Below are 16,024 nucleotides of genomic sequence, written 5' to 3' on the forward strand. Positions count from 1 at the left end.
CAGACCTCTGGAGTGTGAAGTGACCCTGGCCCGCCTCGCCGCCCTCCACGGCGTCGCCACCTCGTACGAGCCCTCCGCGGGCGTCACCGTGCAGGTGCCCGACGCCACCGTCGTGACCGTGCTCGCCGCCCTCGACGTGGACGCCGGCACCCCGGAGGCGGTCGCCGCCGCCCTCGAAGCGGCGCTGCGGGCCGAGCGGGAACGGCTGCTCCCGGCCACGCTGGTGCTCTGGCGGGACGCCCCTGTCCGGCCGCCCGAGGACCTTCCGCCCGGCACCCGGCTGCGCGTCACGACCGAGTCGGGCGAGGTCGTCGAGGGCGAGCGCTGGGAGGACCTGCCGCTCGGCGTCCACCGGGTCGAGGCCCGGGACCCCGGGGGGCGCGGCGGCACCAGCACGCTGATCGTCGCCCCGGCGCGCGTGCCCCGGCACGAAGGGCGCGTGTACGGGCTGCTCGCCCAGCTGTACTCGGTGCTCTCCGCCCACTCCTGGGGCATGGGCGACCTCGGCGACCTGCGCGAACTGGCCACCTGGGCGGGCCGGTCGCACGGCGCCGGCTTCGTGCAGGTCAACCCGCTGCACGCGGCCGTGCCGGGCGCGCCCACCGACCCCTCTCCGTACCGCCCCTCCTCCCGCCGCTTCCCCGACCCGGTCCATCTGCGGATCGAGGACATCCCCGAGTACGGCCTCGTGGACCCGCGCCACCGCGACGCGCTCGACGCGGTCCTCGAGGACGCCGCCGAGCTGCGCGAACGCGTCCTGCGCAAGGGCGCGTTGATCGACCGGGACGCGGTGTGGGAGGTCAAGCGGCGCGCCCTGGAGCTCGTACGGACCGTGGAACTCGGCCCGGGCAGACGCGCCGAGTACCACGACTTCCTCGCCGAGCGGGGCCGCGCCCTGGAGGACCATGCCACCTACTGCGCGCTCGCCGAACGGCACGGACACCACTGGCGGTCCTGGCCCGAGGAGCTGCGCGACCCGCGCTCGGCCGCCGCGGCCGTCCGCGCCGACGACGAGCTCACCGACCGGGTCGACTTCCACTGCCGGCTGGCCTGGCTGACAGACCGCCAGCTGGCCGCCGCGAGCGAGGCCGCACGGGACGCGGGGATGCCGGTCGGGATCGTCCACGACCTCGCGGTCGGCGTCCATCCCGACGGCTCCGACGCCTGGGCGACCCAGGACGCCTTCGCCGCCGGGATGTCGGTCGGCGCCCCGCCCGACGCGTTCAACTCCTGCGGCCAGGACTGGGGTCTGCCGCCCTGGCGCCCGGACGCGCTCGCCGCCTCCGGCTACGCCCCGTACCGGGGTCTGCTGAGGGAGCTGCTAAGGCACGCGGGCGCGCTGCGCATCGACCATGTGATGGGCCTGTTCCGGCTCTGGTGGGTCCCCGAGGGCCGTGAGCCCACCGAGGGTACGTACGTCCGTCACGACTCCGAAGCGATGCTCGCGGTCCTCGCCCTGGAGGCGCACCGGGCCGGCGCGGTCGTCATCGGCGAGGACCTCGGCACGGTCGAGCCGGGAGTGCGCGAACAGCTCGCGCGGCGCGGGGTGCTCGGCACGTCCGTGCTCTGGTTCGAACGGGACTGGTCGGGCACGGGCCGGCCGCTGGCCCCGGAGGAGTGGCGCGCCGACTGCGTGGCCACCGCCACCACGCACGACCTCCCCTCCACGGCCGCGCGGCTCTCCGGCGACCATGTCGCCCTGCGCCACCGGCTCGGGCTGCTCACCGGCGACCTGGGGCGCGAGCGCGCCCGGGACACGGCCGAGGTCGGCGAGTGGCTGACGTACCTGGAGCGGCTCGGGCTGCTTCCGGAGGGCCCGGGCGACGAGGAGGCCGAGGTACGGGCCGTCCACCGGTTCCTGCTGTGGACGCCGGCCACGATGGTCGGGGTGTGGTTGCCGGACACGGTCGGGGACCGGCGGCCCCAGAACCTGCCCGGGACCTGGGACCAGTACCCGAACTGGCGGCTGCCCGTGGCGGGCCCCGAGGGCCAGCCGCTCACCCTGGAGGAGCTGGCCGCCTCGCCCCGGCTGCACCGGCTGCTCGCGGTCTTCGGGCCGGCGGGGGACGTCCGTACGGCACCCCCGGGCGCGCGGCCCGTTTAGGTGTTCGCTACGTTTGCACCGTGGACAAGAAGAACGCCCTGCGCGCCGGTGCTGTCGCGGCCGGTACGACGCTGATGATGCTGCTCATGTCGTCCCCCGCGCTCGCGCTCACCCGCGACGACGGTGACGACCCGGCCCCCAAGCTGAGTGTCGTCGAGACCCTCGGCCTGTTCGTGGCCGCGCCGATCGTGCTCTTCCTCGTGATCGCCGGTCTGGTGATGGTGCTCGACAAGTCCGACCGGCCCAAGAAGGCCTAGGGCCCCAGCGCTCAGCAGCTTCCGAGGGCGCCGCGCCGGTACACGTGTACCGGCGCGGCGCCCTCGTGTGCGTTCACACGGGTGCCGCCGGGCGCCCGCCCTCGCGCGCTCGGCCGGGCCCTCAGGCGACCGTGGTCGCGAGGAGCCTGCGCAGCAGGCCCGCCAGCTGTTCCGCCTCCTCGGGCGTGAGCGCGGCCTCCAGGGCCTCCCGCTGCTGCGCCAGCCCGGCGCCCACGGCCTGGTCCACCAGCTCGCGCCCGTGCTCGCTGAGCGTCACCCGCAGTCCGCGCCGGTCGTTCGGGTCGGGGCTGCGGCTGAGCAGCCCGGCCTTCTCCAGCTTGTCCAGACGGCCCGTCATCCCGCCCGTGGTGATCATCAGCGTGGCGGTGAGCTCGCGCGGCGAGAGGGTGTAGGGCTCACCCGAGCGGCGCAGCGTCGCCAGGACGTCGAACTCGCCGAGCGACATGCCCCCGTAGGGGGAGTACGCCTTGTCGACCCGGCCGCGCATACCGGCGGCCAGCCGGTAGATCCGTCCGAAGACGGCCATGGGGAGCGTGTCCAGGTCGGGGCGGACCGCCGCCCACTGGTCGGCGATCGCGTCGACGGCGTCGTGCGCGGGGGGTTCGGTGCTGTCCATGGCGGCAGTCTCCTCATCGATCGACTCGACGGCAAGTAAGTGACTGAGAAGCAAGACGCTCACCAAGAAGCCTCTTGCGAATAAGTAGCTTACGAGTAAGCTACTTACCATCAAGCCACTCGGACCCACTCCGAAACAAGGGGGGACCTGTCATGTCCCGCAAGGCCGCCGTCGTCGCCCTGACCGCGCTCGCCCCGGTCTCCTGGGGTTCCACCTACTTCGTCACCACCGAGTTCCTGCCGCCCGACCGGCCGCTCTTCACCGGTCTGATGCGCGCGCTGCCCGCCGGACTGCTGCTGCTCGCCGTCACCCGCAAGCTGCCGCAGGGTGCCTGGTGGTGGAAGGCCGCGGTCCTGGGGGCCCTCAACATCGGCGCCTTCTTCCCGCTGCTCTTCCTCGCCGCGTACCGGCTCCCCGGCGGCGTCGCCGCCGTCGTCGGCTCGGTCGGTCCGCTCTTCGTGGTCGGCCTGGCCGCGCTGCTCCTCGGTGACCGGCCCACCGCGCGCTCCCTGCTCACCGCCGTCACCGCCGCCTTCGGGGTCAGCCTCGTCGTCCTGAAGGCGGGCGCGGCGCTCGATCTGGTCGGGGTGGTCGCCGGGCTGCTGTCGGCGCTGTCCATGTCGGCCGGTGTCGTGCTCACCAAGCGCTGGGGGAGGCCGGAAGGGGTGGGGGCGCTGGCGCTCACGGGCTGGCAGCTCACGGCCGGCGGCCTGATCATCCTTCCGGTCGCCGCCCTGGTGGAAGGCGCGCCGCCCGCCCTGGACTCCACCAGCCTCCTCGGTTACGCCTACCTCGCCTTCGGGAACACCGCGATCTCCTACTTCCTCTGGTTCCGCGGGATCGAGCGGCTGAGCGCCTCCTCGGTGACCCTCCTCGGTCCGCTGTCGCCGATCACCGCGGCAGTCGTCGGCTGGGTGGCCCTCGGGCAGGCGCTCGGCCCCGTCCAGCTCGCCGGCATGGCGATCGCCTTCGGCGCCACCCTGGTCGGCCAGCTCAACCCCCGTACCCCCAAATCGTTCAGTTCAACTGAACGGAATGGTCAGGAACTTTCGATGGACCTGGAGGTTTCTCCGGTGCGACGGTAGGGCCTCACCGACCGAGAGGATCACCGTGGCACTCCTGGCCCGCGTCCGCCCCGCCCAGCCCACCGCCGCCCCGCGCGTCCTCGCGCGGGGCGCGGGCGTGGGGCTGCTCCTCGCGCTCCTCGCCACGGTCGTCTGGTCCGGCAGCTTCGTGGCGACCCGGGACATGGCCGACTCCGTCCCGCCCGTGCAGGCCGTCTTCTGGCGCTGGGTCATCGCCCTCCTCGCCGTCGCCCCGCTCGCGGCACGCCAGGCATGGCGCCAACGGCACCTGATCCGCCGGCACTTCGGCTACGTCGCGCTCGCCTCGCTCTTCGGTGTCGCCCTCTACAACACCCTCGTGCACCAGGCCGGACTCACCACCTCCGCCTCCAACATGGGCATGATCATGGCCGCGTCCCCGGTGATCATGGCGCTCTTCTCCCGGCTCGGAGGCGAACGCCTCGGCGCCCGCCGCACCGCCGGGATGCTCGTCGCGGCGCTCGGTGTCCTGCTCCTCGTCGGCAAGGGCTCCCTCGCCGCCGACCTCACCACGGGCGACCTGTGGATGTTCGGCGCCGCCCTGTCCTTCGCCGCCTACAGCGCCCTGCTCAGGCGCAAGCCCGCCGAGATCGGCGCCCTGGCCTTCCTCTTCACGACCTTCGTGTCCGGCGCCCTGATGCTGCTCCCGGCGTACGGCGTCAGCCTCGTCGTCCAGGGCGGCTTCGAGCCCAGGCCCGGCACGCTCGGCCCGCTGCTCTACGTCGGCGTCCTCTCCTCCGCCGTCGCCTTCTTCGCCTGGAACAAGGCGATCACCCTGATCGGCGCGGCCCGCGCCGGAGTCGTCTACTACCTCCAGCCGGTCTGCGTGGCCCTGCTCTCGTACGCCCTGCTCGGCGAGGAACCCGGCCTCCTGGGAACCGCCTGCATGGCCCTGATCCTGGGCGGGGTGGCCCTGGCCAGTGCGCGCCCCCGCGGGTGAGCGGTCCGGCCGTGCCCCCCGGTAGGTTGCGCCCCATGACCGAGTGGGACATCAAGAAGCTCCAGATCCTCCGCACCCTCCGCGACCGCGGCACCGTCACCGCCACGGCGGAGGCGCTGCTCATGACCCCCTCGGCCGTCTCCCAGCAGCTCACCAACCTCGCCAAGCAGCTCGGCGTCCCGCTCCTGGAGGCGCACGGGCGCCGGGTGCGGCTCACCGACGCCGCGCATCTCGTGCTCCGCCACGCCGAGGCCGTCTTCGCCCAGCTGGAGCGCGCCGACGCCGAACTCGACGGCTATCTGCGCGGCGAGGCGGGGCAGGTGCGGGTGGCCGCGTTCTCCACGGCCGTTCCCGCGCTCGTCGTCCCCGCAGTGCAGCACCTCAGGACCGCCCACCCCGGACTCGACGTCCGCGTCCGCGAGGCCGAGGCGGCGGAGGCGTACGAACTGCTCACCGCCGGCGACGTCGACCTGGCGCTCTCGCTCGCCGCCCACGCCCCCTCCGCGCGCGACCCCAAGTACAGCCGCGTCCCGCTCCTCGCCGACCCGCTCGACGTCGCCCTGCCCGCCGGACACCCCCTCGCCGACGCGCCCGGGCTGCGGCTCGCCGACCTCTCCGCCGAGCCCTGGATCTTCGGCGGCTCCGGCCCCTGGTCCGAGATCACCACCGCCGCCTGCGAAGCCGCCGGGTTCGTGCCCGAGCAGGCCCACAGCGCCGCCGGGTGGACCGCCATCCTCGCCATGGTCGAGGCCGGGATGGGCGTCGCCCTGGTGCCGCGGATGGCCTCCGCCGAGCGCCGCGGCGAGCGCGGGATCGTCATGCGGGTCCTCTCCGCCGACCAGCCGCGCCGCCATATCGTCGCGGCGGTACGGCGCGGGGCCGAGGAGGGGGCCGCCGTGGGCCGGGTGCTCGCCGCGCTCCGGCAGGCGGCCGTCCAGCGCGAGACCGTCCAGTAGCGCCACGCGCCGATCGTTCAGTACAGCTGAACGTACCTGTCGAAAACATTCGATGGACCGGGCCGCGACCCAGGCCGCACAGTCGTTCCATGAGCCTCGACGAGAACGCCGTGACCGCCGACCCGCACGCCAACGACGCCGCCCCGTACTCGGGCGGCGACCCGTACGCCGACTACCGCACCGGTGACTTCTCCTTCACCGAGCTGGTCGACCTGGCCGACCGTCGCCTCGGCGCCGGTGTCGTCGCCGCCAACGACGAGTTCTTCGCCGAGCGCGAGAACCTCCTCGTCCGCGAGCGGGCCGTGTTCGACCCGGAGCACTTCGGCCACAAGGGCAAGATCATGGACGGCTGGGAGACCCGCCGCCGCCGCGGCGCCGACGCCGAGAACGTCTTTCCCGCCCCCGAGGACCACGACTGGGCGATCGTCCGCCTCGGCGCTCCCGGCGTGATCCGCGGCATCGTCGTCGACACCGCGCACTTCCGCGGCAACTACCCGCAGCGCGTCTCGATCCAGGCCGCCGCCGTCGAAGGCTCTCCCTGCCCCGAGCAGCTGCTCGCCGACGACGTGAAGTGGGAGGAGCTCGTCCCGCCCACCCCCGTCCGCGGCCACGCCGCCAACGGCTTCGAGATAGACGTCGAGCACCGCTTCACCCACGTACGGGTCTGCCAGCACCCCGACGGCGGCATCGCGCGCCTGCGCGTCCACGGCGAGGTCGTGCCGGACCCCGAGTGGCTGGAGCTGCTCGGCACCCTCGACCTGATCGCCGTGCTCAACGGCGGGGTGTACGAGGACGCGTCGGACAAGTTCTACTCCTCGCCGACGCAGATCATCCTGCCGGGCACCTCCCGCAAGATGGACGATGGCTGGGAGAACCGCCGCCGCCGGGTCCGCGGCACCAACGACTGGGTCCGCTTCCGGCTCGCCGCGCAGGGAGCCGTGCGTGCCGTCGAGATCGACACCGCGTACCTCAAGGGCAACTCGGCCGGCTGGATCGCGCTCCAGGGGCGCAACGGCGAGAACGGCGAGTGGTTCGAGATCATCCCGCGGACCCGTCTGCAGCCCGACACCCTGCACCGCTTCAAGCTCCCCGCCCAGGCCGTGGTCACCCACGTCCGCCTCGACGCCTTCCCCGACGGGGGCGTCGCCCGGATGCGCCTGCACGGCGCGCTCACGGAGCAGGGCGCGGCCGACCTGCGGGCCCGCTACGCGGCGCTCGGCGGCTGACAAGCCTCCGCCCGGCGGGCGGCCGCGCGCCGACGCCCGCCCGCCGAGCGGACCCGAACGGACGAAGGGGCACCTCCGTGGGGGAGGGTGCCCCTTCGTCTTCTCAGCCGTCAGGCGTCAGCCGTCAGCCGTCAGCCGTCAGGCGCCGTGCGTCTGCCGTCACGCGGCGGCCGCGTCCGCCGCCTGTGCCTTCAGGGCGCGCTCCACGCCCGCGCGGCACTCGGTCACCAGACGACGCAGCGCCGGCGCCGGGTCGTTGGCCTCGATCCAGGCGTCCGTCGCGTCCAGCGTCTCCTGCGAGACCTGGATCGCCGGGTAGAGCCCGACCACGATCTGCTGGATCATCTCGTGGCTGCGGGTCTCCGAGACGCCCTTGATCGAGGCGAAGTACTTCTCCGTGTACGGGGCGAGCAGCTCACGCTGGTCGGTCTGCACGAAGCCGCCGATCACCGCCTCCTGCACGGCGTTCGCCAGCTTGTCGGACTCGACGACCGACGCCCAGGCCTCCGCCTTCGCCGCCTCGGTCGGACGGGCCGCCCGCGCGGTCGCCGCGTGCCGCTCGCCCGCCGCCGTGCGGTCCCGCTCCAGCTCGGCCGCGATCTCCGGCTCGTCGAAGACGCCGGTCGCCGCGAGCCGCTGCACGAACGCCCAGCGCAGCTCGGTGTCGACCGCGAGGCCCTCGATCGTCTCGCCGCCCTCCAGAAGCGCCGCGAGCAGGTCCAGCTGCTGCGGCGTGCGGGCCGTCGCGGCGAAGGCGCGCGCCCACGCCAGCTGGTGGTCGCTCGCCGGCTCCGCCGCGCGCAGGTGCGCCAGCGTCGCGTCCGTCCACCGGGCCAGCCCCGCGTCGCGCCACTCCGGTGCCGCGTACAGCTCCAGGGCCGCCTTCACCTGGCCCTGGAGGGACTGCACCACACCGATGTCGCTCTCCTTGGCGATGCCGGAGAGGACCAGGTCCAGATAGGCGCGTGCCGGCAGCTCGCCGTCGCGCGTCATGTCCCAGGCCGACGCCCAGCACAGGGCCCGCGGCAGCGACTCGGCGAAGTCGCCGAGGTGCGCGGTCACGTTCTGCAGCGACACCTCGTCGAGGCGGACCTTGGCGTACGACAGGTCGTCGTCGTTGAGCAGGACGACCGCCGGACGCGGCTTGCCCGCGAGCTGCGGTACGGAGGTCAGCTCCGCCGCCTCGATGTCCAGCTCCAGGCGCTCGGAGCGGACCAGCTTGCCCGCCGCGTCCAGGTCGTAGAAGCCGATCGCGATCCGGTGCGGACGCAGCGTCGACTCGCCCTTGGCGCCCGCGGGCAGGGCCGGAGCCTCCTGCCGGACGGCGAACGAGGTGATGACGCCGCTCTCGTCGGTCTCGATCTCCGGGCGGAGGATGTTGATGCCGGCCGTCTCCAGCCACAGCTTCGACCAGACCTTCAGGTCACGGCCGGAGGTCTCCTCCAGCGCGCCCAGCAGGTCGGTCAGACGCGTGTTGCCGAACGCGTGGGCCTTGAAGTACGCCTGCACGCCCTTGAAGAACTCGTCCTGGCCGACGTACGCCACCAGCTGCTTGAGGACCGAGGCGCCCTTGGCGTAGGTGATGCCGTCGAAGTTGACCAGCACGTCCTCGAGATCGTTGATCTCGGCCATGATCGGGTGCGTGGACGGCAGCTGGTCCTGGCGGTACGCCCAGGTCTTCTCCGCGTTCGCGAACGTCGTCCAGGCGTTCGGCCAGCGGGTGCCCTCCACGGACGCCTGGCAGGCCACCGAGGTGAAGGTCGCGAACGACTCGTTCAGCCACAGGTCGTTCCACCACTCCATGGTGACCAGGTCGCCGAACCACATGTGCGCCAGCTCGTGCAGGATCGTCTCGGCCCGGCGCTCGTACGCCGCGTCCGTCACCTTCGAGCGGAAGACGTACTGGTCGCGGATGGTCACGGCGCCCGCGTTCTCCATCGCGCCGGCGTTGAACTCCGGCACGAAGAGCTGGTCGTACTTGGCGAAGGGGTAGTCGTACGCGAACTTCTCCTGGAACCAGTCGAAGCCCTGGCGCGTGACGTCGAAGATGTGGTCCGCGTCGAGGAACTCGGCCAGCGACGGACGGCAGTAGATGCCGAGCGGGACGGTCTGGCCGTCCTTCTCGTACGAGGAGTGCACCGAGTGGTACGGGCCGACGATCAGCGCGGTGATGTACGTCGAGATCCGGGGGGTGGGCTCGAAGACCCACACGTCGTCCTTCGGCTCCGGCGTCGGCGAGTTGGAGATCACCGACCAGCCGCCGGGCGCCTTCACGGTGAACTGGAAGGTCGCCTTCAGGTCCGGCTGCTCGAAGGAGGCGAAGACCCGCCGGGCGTCCGGCACCTCGAACTGGGTGTACAGGTAGGCCTGCTCGTCGACCGGGTCGACGAACCGGTGCAGACCCTCGCCCGTGTTGGTGTACGCGCAGTCCGCGACGACCTTGAGTTCGTTGCGGCCCTGGAGCAGATGGGCCAGGGCGATCCGCGAGTCCCGGAAGACGGCGGCGACGTCCAGCGCGTGGCCGTTGAGGACGACCTCGTGCACGGCGGGGGCGACGAGGTCGATGAAGGTCTCCGCGCCGGCCTCGGCGGAATCGAAGCGGACGGTGGTGACGGACCGGTAGGTGCCGCCCTCCTGCGCACCGGAGAGGTCGAGGTCGACCTCGTACGCGTCCACGGTCAGCAGCTTCGCCCGCTGCTGCGCCTCTTCACGGGTCAGGTTTGTGCCAGGCACCCGGTCAACTCCTCGGTTTCGTGATGTTTGGCTCATCCTTCCACGCCGTGCCTCAGCGCCGCATCGCACATCTCCACGGTCCGTCGCCGCTGATCCGGAGCAGTCCCGGACCGGTCACGGACGCGCTGACACGGACCTCGCCGATCGCGTCGACGAGGAGTTCCTGGTCCTCCGCGTCGTACTCGGGCTCGCGCGCGGGGGTGTGCCGGTGGACGGTGACGTTCGACGCGCCGTGGTGGGAGAAGTCGAGGACCCCGGGCGGCCCGTCGTAGACGACGAGGTCGTGGGCGTGGCCCTCGATATGGCTGTCGAAGCGGCGGGCGTGGTCGAGAGGGAGGACGCGCAGGGTCCAGGGGGTGTCCGCGTCGACCCGCAGCGTCAGCGGCCGGTCCGGCGGGACGACGGCGACGGTTCGGGCGCGGACGTCGTCCTCGTAGGCCATGAGCAGGAAGTCCTCGACGCGGCCGTGGGCGTCGCAGGACTCGATGGTGGTCGAGATCGAGTGGTACGACTCGATCTCCAGGAGCGCCCAGCAGCCGGGCGGAAGGGCGGGGTCGCAGCGCACGGTCTCCTTGCCGCGCCCCTGGTGGACGGAGGGCCGGAAGGTCACCGAGAACGGATCGGCCACCGCGCGCACGGGGGTCGCGGGCGCGCCGTACCCCTGGTCCCGGACGGGCGCGGGCGGCGGTATGTAGCCGGGGCCCGGGATCGGAGCCGGCGGGGCCTCGACCACGATGCCGAAGTCCGTCGCGAGGCCTGCAAGACCGGAGGCGTACCCCTGCCCCACCGCGCGGAACCTCCACCCGCCCTCCCGCCGGTGGAAGACACCGAGGACGAACGCCGTCTCGGTCGTGGCGTCCCCGGCGACGACGTACGCGACGGGCGCGCACGAGAGGTCGGTGACCCGCATGTCCAGGCCCCGCACCTGGCCGAAGGAGCCGCCGTCCACCGAGGCGGCGACCAGCACGCGGTCCACCCCCGGCTCCAGTCGCGCGAGGTTCAGCCACAGCCAGTCCGCGGCCGCGCTGCCCGGCACGCCCGGAGCCGACTTGCCCAGATGCCGTACCGCGCCGGAGGGGTGCGCGGTGTGGTTGTAGAAGACGAGGTCCGCGTCTCCCCGCACCCGCCCGCCGCCGTCGAGCAGCAGCGCGGAGACGTCCACCTCGGGCGCGCCGGGGACGGTCTGCCAGGTGACTGCGACCTGGAGGGCCTGGGCGGGCACCGGGAGGTCGGCACCCATGGGCAGCTGGGTCATGGTCGGATCCTGTCACCCGCAGGCCCGGCTTCGAACGCGTTGTCCGAATTCCGCCGGACCGTGACCGCGGGACGACGGGGTCGGACCGCCTGAGGGGCGGCCAGGGCCGGACCGCGCGAGCGGACGGCGTAGGGGGCGGGCCGCTCTCCCGGACGGCGAAGGGGGCGGCCGCTCTCCCGGACGACGAAAGGGGCGGCCGCCCTCCCGGACGGCCGCCCCCTTCCCGTACGGAACGGCGTCAGCCCTTCAGCTCCGCCGCGACCAGCTCCGCGATCTGCACCGCGTTCAGCGCGGCGCCCTTGCGCAGGTTGTCGTTGGAGAGGAAGAGCGCGAGCCCGTTGTCGACCGTCTCGTCCACCCGGATGCGTCCCACGTACGAGGCGTCCTTGCCGGCCGCCTGGAGCGGGGTCGGGATCTCGGAGAGCTCGACGCCCTCCGCGTCCTTGAGCAGCTCGTAGGCGCGCTCGACGCTGATCGGACGCTCGAAGCGGACGTTGACCTGCAGCGAGTGGCCGGAGAAGACCGGGACGCGCACGCAGGTGCCCGAGACCTTCAGGCCGGGGATCTCCAGGATCTTGCGGGACTCGTTGCGGAGCTTCTGCTCCTCGTCGGTCTCGAACGTGCCGTCGTCGACGATCGAGCCGGCCAGCGGGACCACGTTGAAGGCGATCGGACGCTTGTAGACGGCGGGCTCGGGGAACTCCACGGCCTCACCGTCGAAGGCCAGCTGGTCGGCGGTCTCCGCGACCGCGCACGCCTGGGTGCGCAGCTCGGCGACGCCCGCGACGCCCGAGCCGGAGACGGCCTGGTAGGTCGTGGCGACGAGCGCGGTCAGGCCGGCCTCCTGGTGGAGCGGCTTGAGGACCGGCATCGCGGCCATCGTGGTGCAGTTCGGGTTGGCGATGATGCCCTTGGGGCGGTCCTTGATCGCGTGCGGGTTGACCTCGGAGACCACCAGCGGGACCTCGGGGTCGCGGCGCCAGGCGGAGGAGTTGTCGATCACGACGGCGCCCTGCGAGGCGACCTTCTCGGCGAGCGCCTTGGAGGTCGCGCCGCCGGCGGAGAACAGGACGATGTCCAGGCCCGTGTAGTCGGCGGTGGAGGCGTCCTCGACCGTGACCCCGTCGACGACGGTGCCGGCGGAGCGGGCGGAGGCGAAGAGCCGCAGCTCGTCGACAGGGAACTTCCGCTCGGCCAGGATGGCGCGCATGACTGTGCCGACCTGACCGGTGGCTCCGACGATTCCGACCTTCACGGGGACTCCTCCGTACGTTTGTGCAGGCTGCTGCCGTCCATGATGCGTATGTCCTGGCCCGCCTTGTCCAATCCATTGTCCGAGGGTCGGGACGGAACGGCGACGGAGACCGGCGACGGAGACCGGGGACGGGGGCCGGGACGTGGGTGGAGACGGGGAAGGGGCGGGCACCGGTTCCGGTGCCCGCCCCTCACTCGTACAGCGGTGTTACGGGGTGACCTTGCCGATCACGACGCTGCCGGCGCCCGCGGCGGTGCCGCGCGCGTTCAGCAGCTGGACCTCGCCGAAGAACTGCCGGCCCTCGGGCGCGGCACCGGCGACCAGCACCTCGGCGGCGACCTTGGCGGTCGCGCCGCTGGCCAGCGGGTAGCTCTTGGACGCGTCGACCTGGACGCTGCCGAGCGCGGCCGAGTAGTACACGTCCCTGTAGTCGAAGGTCGTACCGCCCTCGGCCTGCACCGAGTAACCGTCGATCACGATGGTGTACGTCCCGGCGGCCGGCTTGACCAGCGAGACGGCCTCCTCCGAGTCGCCGTCGGCGGCCTGACCCACCTGGACGCCGTCGCGCAGGACCGTGAGGTCCAGGTCGGCGGCCTTGTCCGAGGTGTTGCCGATCGCCACGTCCAGCCGCTCGACGCCCTCACCGATGGTGACGGTCTTGATCTGCTGCTCGTGGTGCTTGATCGTCGGCGTCTCGACCTTGGCCGAGCCCAGCGAGCCGCCCTTCAGCTTGCCGTCGATGCCGGCGAAGGTGTTGGTGACGGTCCACTCGACGGCGGCCGGCGTGCCGACCTTCGCCTCGGGAACGGTCTGGACGGCCGGGTCGAAGTCGGCGCCCAGCACCGAGACGTCCAGCTTGTACGGGTTGTCCAGGTCGGGCGAGGTGCGGCGCGCCTCGACCTCGATCTCCCAGACGCCCGGCGTCGGGTTGGCGTACGAACGCAGGTCCGCACGGCAGCCGTTGCCCGGGTTGTAGTGCGGGTAGCACACGTTGGACGCGGTGGACTCGAAGGCCACGCCGTACGGGTGGATCGAGATGAACCGGGTCTGGCTCTTCTCCTTCAGACCGCCGAGAGCGACCTCGAGGGTCTTGGCGCCCTCCGGCACGGTGACGAAGTACGACTTGTGGCTGTTGCGCTGGACCGAGCCGGACGCGGAGAAGCCGTAGCCGGGCGCGGTCAGGTCGCTCGCGACGACCGAGGTGGCGAGGATCTGCTTGTCCACGCCCTCGGTGCGGTCGTCGTCCGCCTCCAGGATCACGCTGTGCACGCCGGCCGAGGTCGGCCGGGCCTGGATCTTGACGGTGACCGGCTTGTTCAGCGGCAGGTCGACCTCGTCGTCGCCGAGGATCCGGAAGGTGCCGTCGTTGTTCTTGAGCTCCAGCTCGTGCTCGATGGCCCGGTTCGGGCCGGTCGTGCGCGTGATGGTGACGTCGTAGACCTTCTTCTGGCCGACCTTGAGGCCGCCCTCACGGTCGTACACACCGGTGCCGGTGTGCGGGGCCGGGAAGATCGCGGTGTCGACCGGAGCCTCGACCTTGTACTCGTGCGCCGTGGCGCCGTCCTTGATCGACTCCCAGGCGTCGTTGATGTCGATCAGACCCGAGCCCTGCTCGTGGGCCGCGACACCGGAGATCCGGTCGGCGGTCGAGGTGAGCGCGGTGCGCAGGCTGAGCGGCGAGAGCTCGATGCGCTTCTGCTTCGCGGCGGAGAGCAGCAGCGCGCTCGCGCCCGCGACCTGCGGGGAGGACATCGAGGTGCCGTTGAGCATCCCGTAGCCGGCGGGCAGCGCGTAGCCGGACTCGGCCACGCCGGCGCCGGCCTGCCAGGTCGGGATGGTGTTCACGGCCGAGCCCGGACCGGTGATGGTCGGGGTGAAGCCGCCGTCCTCACGCGGACCGCGCGAGGAGAAGGGGAACATCGCGTACGACTTGGTGACGGCCGAGCCGTAGTTGGCGGCCCAGGTCGACTTGGAGATCGCCGCGCCGACCGAGATGACCTTGTCGGCCAGGCCGGGGTCGCCGATCGTGTTGATGCCCGGACCGGAGTTGCCGGCCGAGATCACCAGCTGCACGCCGTACTGGTCGATCAGACGGGTGTAGAGGCGGGCGCGGACGTTGTCGCCGTCGTTCTGCGCGGGCAGACCGCCGATCGACATGTTGACGATGTCGACGCCGCGGTTGACGACGAGGTCCGTCATGCCCTCGGTGAGGGCGGTGTTGGTGCAGCCGCCGGTCCAGGTGCACGCGCGCGAGGAGACGATCTTCGCGCCGGGTGCCGCGCCGTTCATCCGGCCGCCGAAGAGGCCCTTGGCGGCGGTGATGCCGGCGACGTGGGTGCCGTGCGAGGACTCGACGACGCCGATGTTGACGAAGTCGGCCTTCTTGCCGACCCAGGTCCCGCCGAGCGGGTCCATCGCCACGTCCTTGCGGATCTCGACGACGAACGGCGTCTTCTCGACGACCTCGGTGGCCGGGTTGTCGGTACCGAAGTAGCCGACCTGGTACCCGTCCTTGTACGGCTTCATCGGCGCGTTGTCCGTGAAGTCGTTGTTCTGGTCGGTGTCGACGCGGACGGTGCCGGCGGCCGGGTCGTACAGCATGCCGAAGAGGTCGGCCGTGTCGCCGTCGCGGTTGATGTCACCGGCCGGGTCGCCGCCCGCGGTGATCGCCTCGTTGAAGCGGCTGAACTGGTAGGAGCCCTCGGGCGCCTTCCAGGACTGCGAGGAGGCGGAGAAGACCGGGCCCGCGACCGGGGTGATCTGGGCGCGCCAGGTGGCGTCGCCCTCGGTCAGCGGGTCGGTGGCGGTGACCCAGTCGACGATCTTGCGCTCGCCGGTGGTGGTCTTCTGCAGCGCCGGGTGACCGAGGTCGACACCGGAGTCGAGGATGCCGATGGTCACGCCGCGGCCGTCGGCCCGGGGGTTGTCCTCGACGAACTCGACCGCGCCCGTCTCGTGGGACGGGTTGTACGGGTTCTTCGCCGGGGTGTTCTTGCCCGGGGCCGGGTACGTCTGCGTGACGGTCGTGCCCTCGACGGCACCGGTGGTGCCCGAGTCCGGGGTCGGGTCGTCCAGCTTGATCTCGGCCTGGAGGTCGATCGACTGGACGGAGGAGAGCTTGGTGGCAGCCGCGATGGCGGCCTCCGCCTTGGCGGTCGGCAGGGTCGCGCGGACGTAGCCGAGCTTGTCGTTCTGCTTGCCCACCGAGGCGCCCTGGACGGCGTCGAGCTGGCCGGCGACCTGCTCGGTGGAGCCGGGGGCGGTGGCGACGAGGATCGTGACGTTCTTCTCGCCGGCGGCCTCGGCCTCGGTGAGGCGCTGGGCGTCCGTCGGGCCGAGCTTGTCGGCCGAGTCGGCGGACTTGACCGGAGGGGTGGTCGCCGGGTCTTCGGCGGCCAGGACCGGAGCGGCACCGGCCGCGATGAGCGCGGTCACGAGTCCGGCGGCCGCCGCGATGCGGGCGGCCCGTCTGTGTCCGGGGGTCGAGCGCCCGGGTATGGAGCTCTGAGATTCGGGGGTGGTCATTTACATCCCTGTTTGTGAAAGAAGAGGGTCCGG

General features: G+C 72.3%; 11 protein-coding genes. 6 read left to right on the top strand and 5 right to left on the bottom strand.

Going from position 1 to position 16,024, the window contains the following annotated elements; translation table 11 throughout:
- The first annotated feature begins 19 nt into the window (after positions 1 to 19).
- Entirely contained in the window at positions 20 to 2,104 is a 2,085-nt protein-coding gene (gene malQ, locus ACF1G2_RS07180) for a 4-alpha-glucanotransferase (RefSeq protein ID WP_391797302.1), read from the top strand.
- 20 nt (positions 2,105 to 2,124) lie between these two features.
- Positions 2,125 to 2,361 (top strand): hypothetical protein, encoded by a 237-nt coding sequence (locus tag ACF1G2_RS07185; RefSeq protein ID WP_260226244.1) that lies wholly within the window; start codon positions 2,125 to 2,127, stop codon positions 2,359 to 2,361.
- Positions 2,362 to 2,482: 121 nt separating this feature from the next.
- On the opposite strand, the gene ACF1G2_RS07190 is transcribed toward ACF1G2_RS07185, so the two are convergent.
- Positions 2,483 to 2,998, bottom strand: a complete 516-nt coding sequence (locus ACF1G2_RS07190; protein WP_352192385.1) for a MarR family transcriptional regulator — start codon at positions 2,996 to 2,998, stop codon at positions 2,483 to 2,485.
- A gap of 152 nt (positions 2,999 to 3,150) precedes the next feature.
- Here ACF1G2_RS07190 and ACF1G2_RS07195 point away from each other — a divergent pair, with 152 nt between their 5' ends.
- From ACF1G2_RS07195 to alc, 4 genes are all read left to right on the top strand, one after another.
- Entirely contained in the window at positions 3,151 to 4,083 is a 933-nt protein-coding gene (locus tag ACF1G2_RS07195; RefSeq protein WP_391797303.1) for an EamA family transporter, read from the top strand.
- 25 nt (positions 4,084 to 4,108) lie between these two features.
- A complete protein-coding gene (locus ACF1G2_RS07200; protein WP_391797304.1) occupies positions 4,109 to 5,041 on the top strand; it encodes a DMT family transporter in 933 nt (310 codons plus the stop codon).
- Between the two features lie 35 nt (positions 5,042 to 5,076).
- On the top strand, positions 5,077 to 5,997 hold the full coding sequence (locus tag ACF1G2_RS07205) for a LysR family transcriptional regulator (RefSeq protein WP_391797305.1): 921 nt from the start codon (positions 5,077 to 5,079) through the stop codon (positions 5,995 to 5,997).
- Between the two features lie 89 nt (positions 5,998 to 6,086).
- Complete coding sequence (gene alc, locus ACF1G2_RS07210; RefSeq protein ID WP_391797306.1) at positions 6,087 to 7,223, top strand: allantoicase; 1,137 nt, start codon at positions 6,087 to 6,089, stop codon at positions 7,221 to 7,223.
- A 159-nt stretch (positions 7,224 to 7,382) separates the two neighbouring features.
- On the opposite strand, the gene pepN is transcribed toward alc, so the two are convergent.
- The 4 genes from pepN to ACF1G2_RS07230 all read right to left on the bottom strand — a co-directional run bounded on the left by pepN (position 7,383) and on the right by ACF1G2_RS07230 (position 15,991).
- On the bottom strand, positions 7,383 to 9,956 hold the full coding sequence (gene pepN / locus ACF1G2_RS07215) for an aminopeptidase N (RefSeq protein WP_391797307.1): 2,574 nt from the start codon (positions 9,954 to 9,956) through the stop codon (positions 7,383 to 7,385).
- 52 nt (positions 9,957 to 10,008) lie between these two features.
- A complete protein-coding gene (locus tag ACF1G2_RS07220) occupies positions 10,009 to 11,211 on the bottom strand; it encodes a TerD family protein (protein WP_391797308.1) in 1,203 nt (400 codons plus the stop codon).
- Between the two features lie 238 nt (positions 11,212 to 11,449).
- Positions 11,450 to 12,466, bottom strand: coding sequence for an aspartate-semialdehyde dehydrogenase (locus tag ACF1G2_RS07225; protein WP_391797309.1), 1,017 nt, complete (start codon positions 12,464 to 12,466; stop codon positions 11,450 to 11,452).
- Between the two features lie 207 nt (positions 12,467 to 12,673).
- Positions 12,674 to 15,991, bottom strand: a complete 3,318-nt coding sequence (locus tag ACF1G2_RS07230; RefSeq protein ID WP_391797310.1) for a S8 family serine peptidase — start codon at positions 15,989 to 15,991, stop codon at positions 12,674 to 12,676.
- Between the last annotated feature and the right edge of the window lie 33 nt (positions 15,992 to 16,024).

Source organism: Streptomyces sp. NPDC013457, assembly GCF_043089925.1.
Classification (GTDB): domain Bacteria; phylum Actinomycetota; class Actinomycetes; order Streptomycetales; family Streptomycetaceae; genus Streptomyces.

What these genes read in the sequence shown, in the direction of transcription:
- ACF1G2_RS07220 (WP_391797308.1), bottom strand. Translation starts at nt 11,211, where the DNA reads ATGACCCAGCTGCCCATGGGTGCCGACCTCCCGGTGCCCGCCCAGGCC.
- ACF1G2_RS07230 (WP_391797310.1), bottom strand. Translation starts at nt 15,991, where the DNA reads ATGACCACCCCCGAATCTCAGAGCTCCATACCCGGGCGCTCGACCCCC.
- ACF1G2_RS07205 (WP_391797305.1), top strand. Translation starts at nt 5,077, where the DNA reads ATGACCGAGTGGGACATCAAGAAGCTCCAGATCCTCCGCACCCTCCGC.
- ACF1G2_RS07190 (WP_352192385.1), bottom strand. Translation starts at nt 2,998, where the DNA reads ATGGACAGCACCGAACCCCCCGCGCACGACGCCGTCGACGCGATCGCC.
- alc (WP_391797306.1), top strand. Translation starts at nt 6,087, where the DNA reads ATGAGCCTCGACGAGAACGCCGTGACCGCCGACCCGCACGCCAACGAC.
- ACF1G2_RS07195 (WP_391797303.1), top strand. Translation starts at nt 3,151, where the DNA reads ATGTCCCGCAAGGCCGCCGTCGTCGCCCTGACCGCGCTCGCCCCGGTC.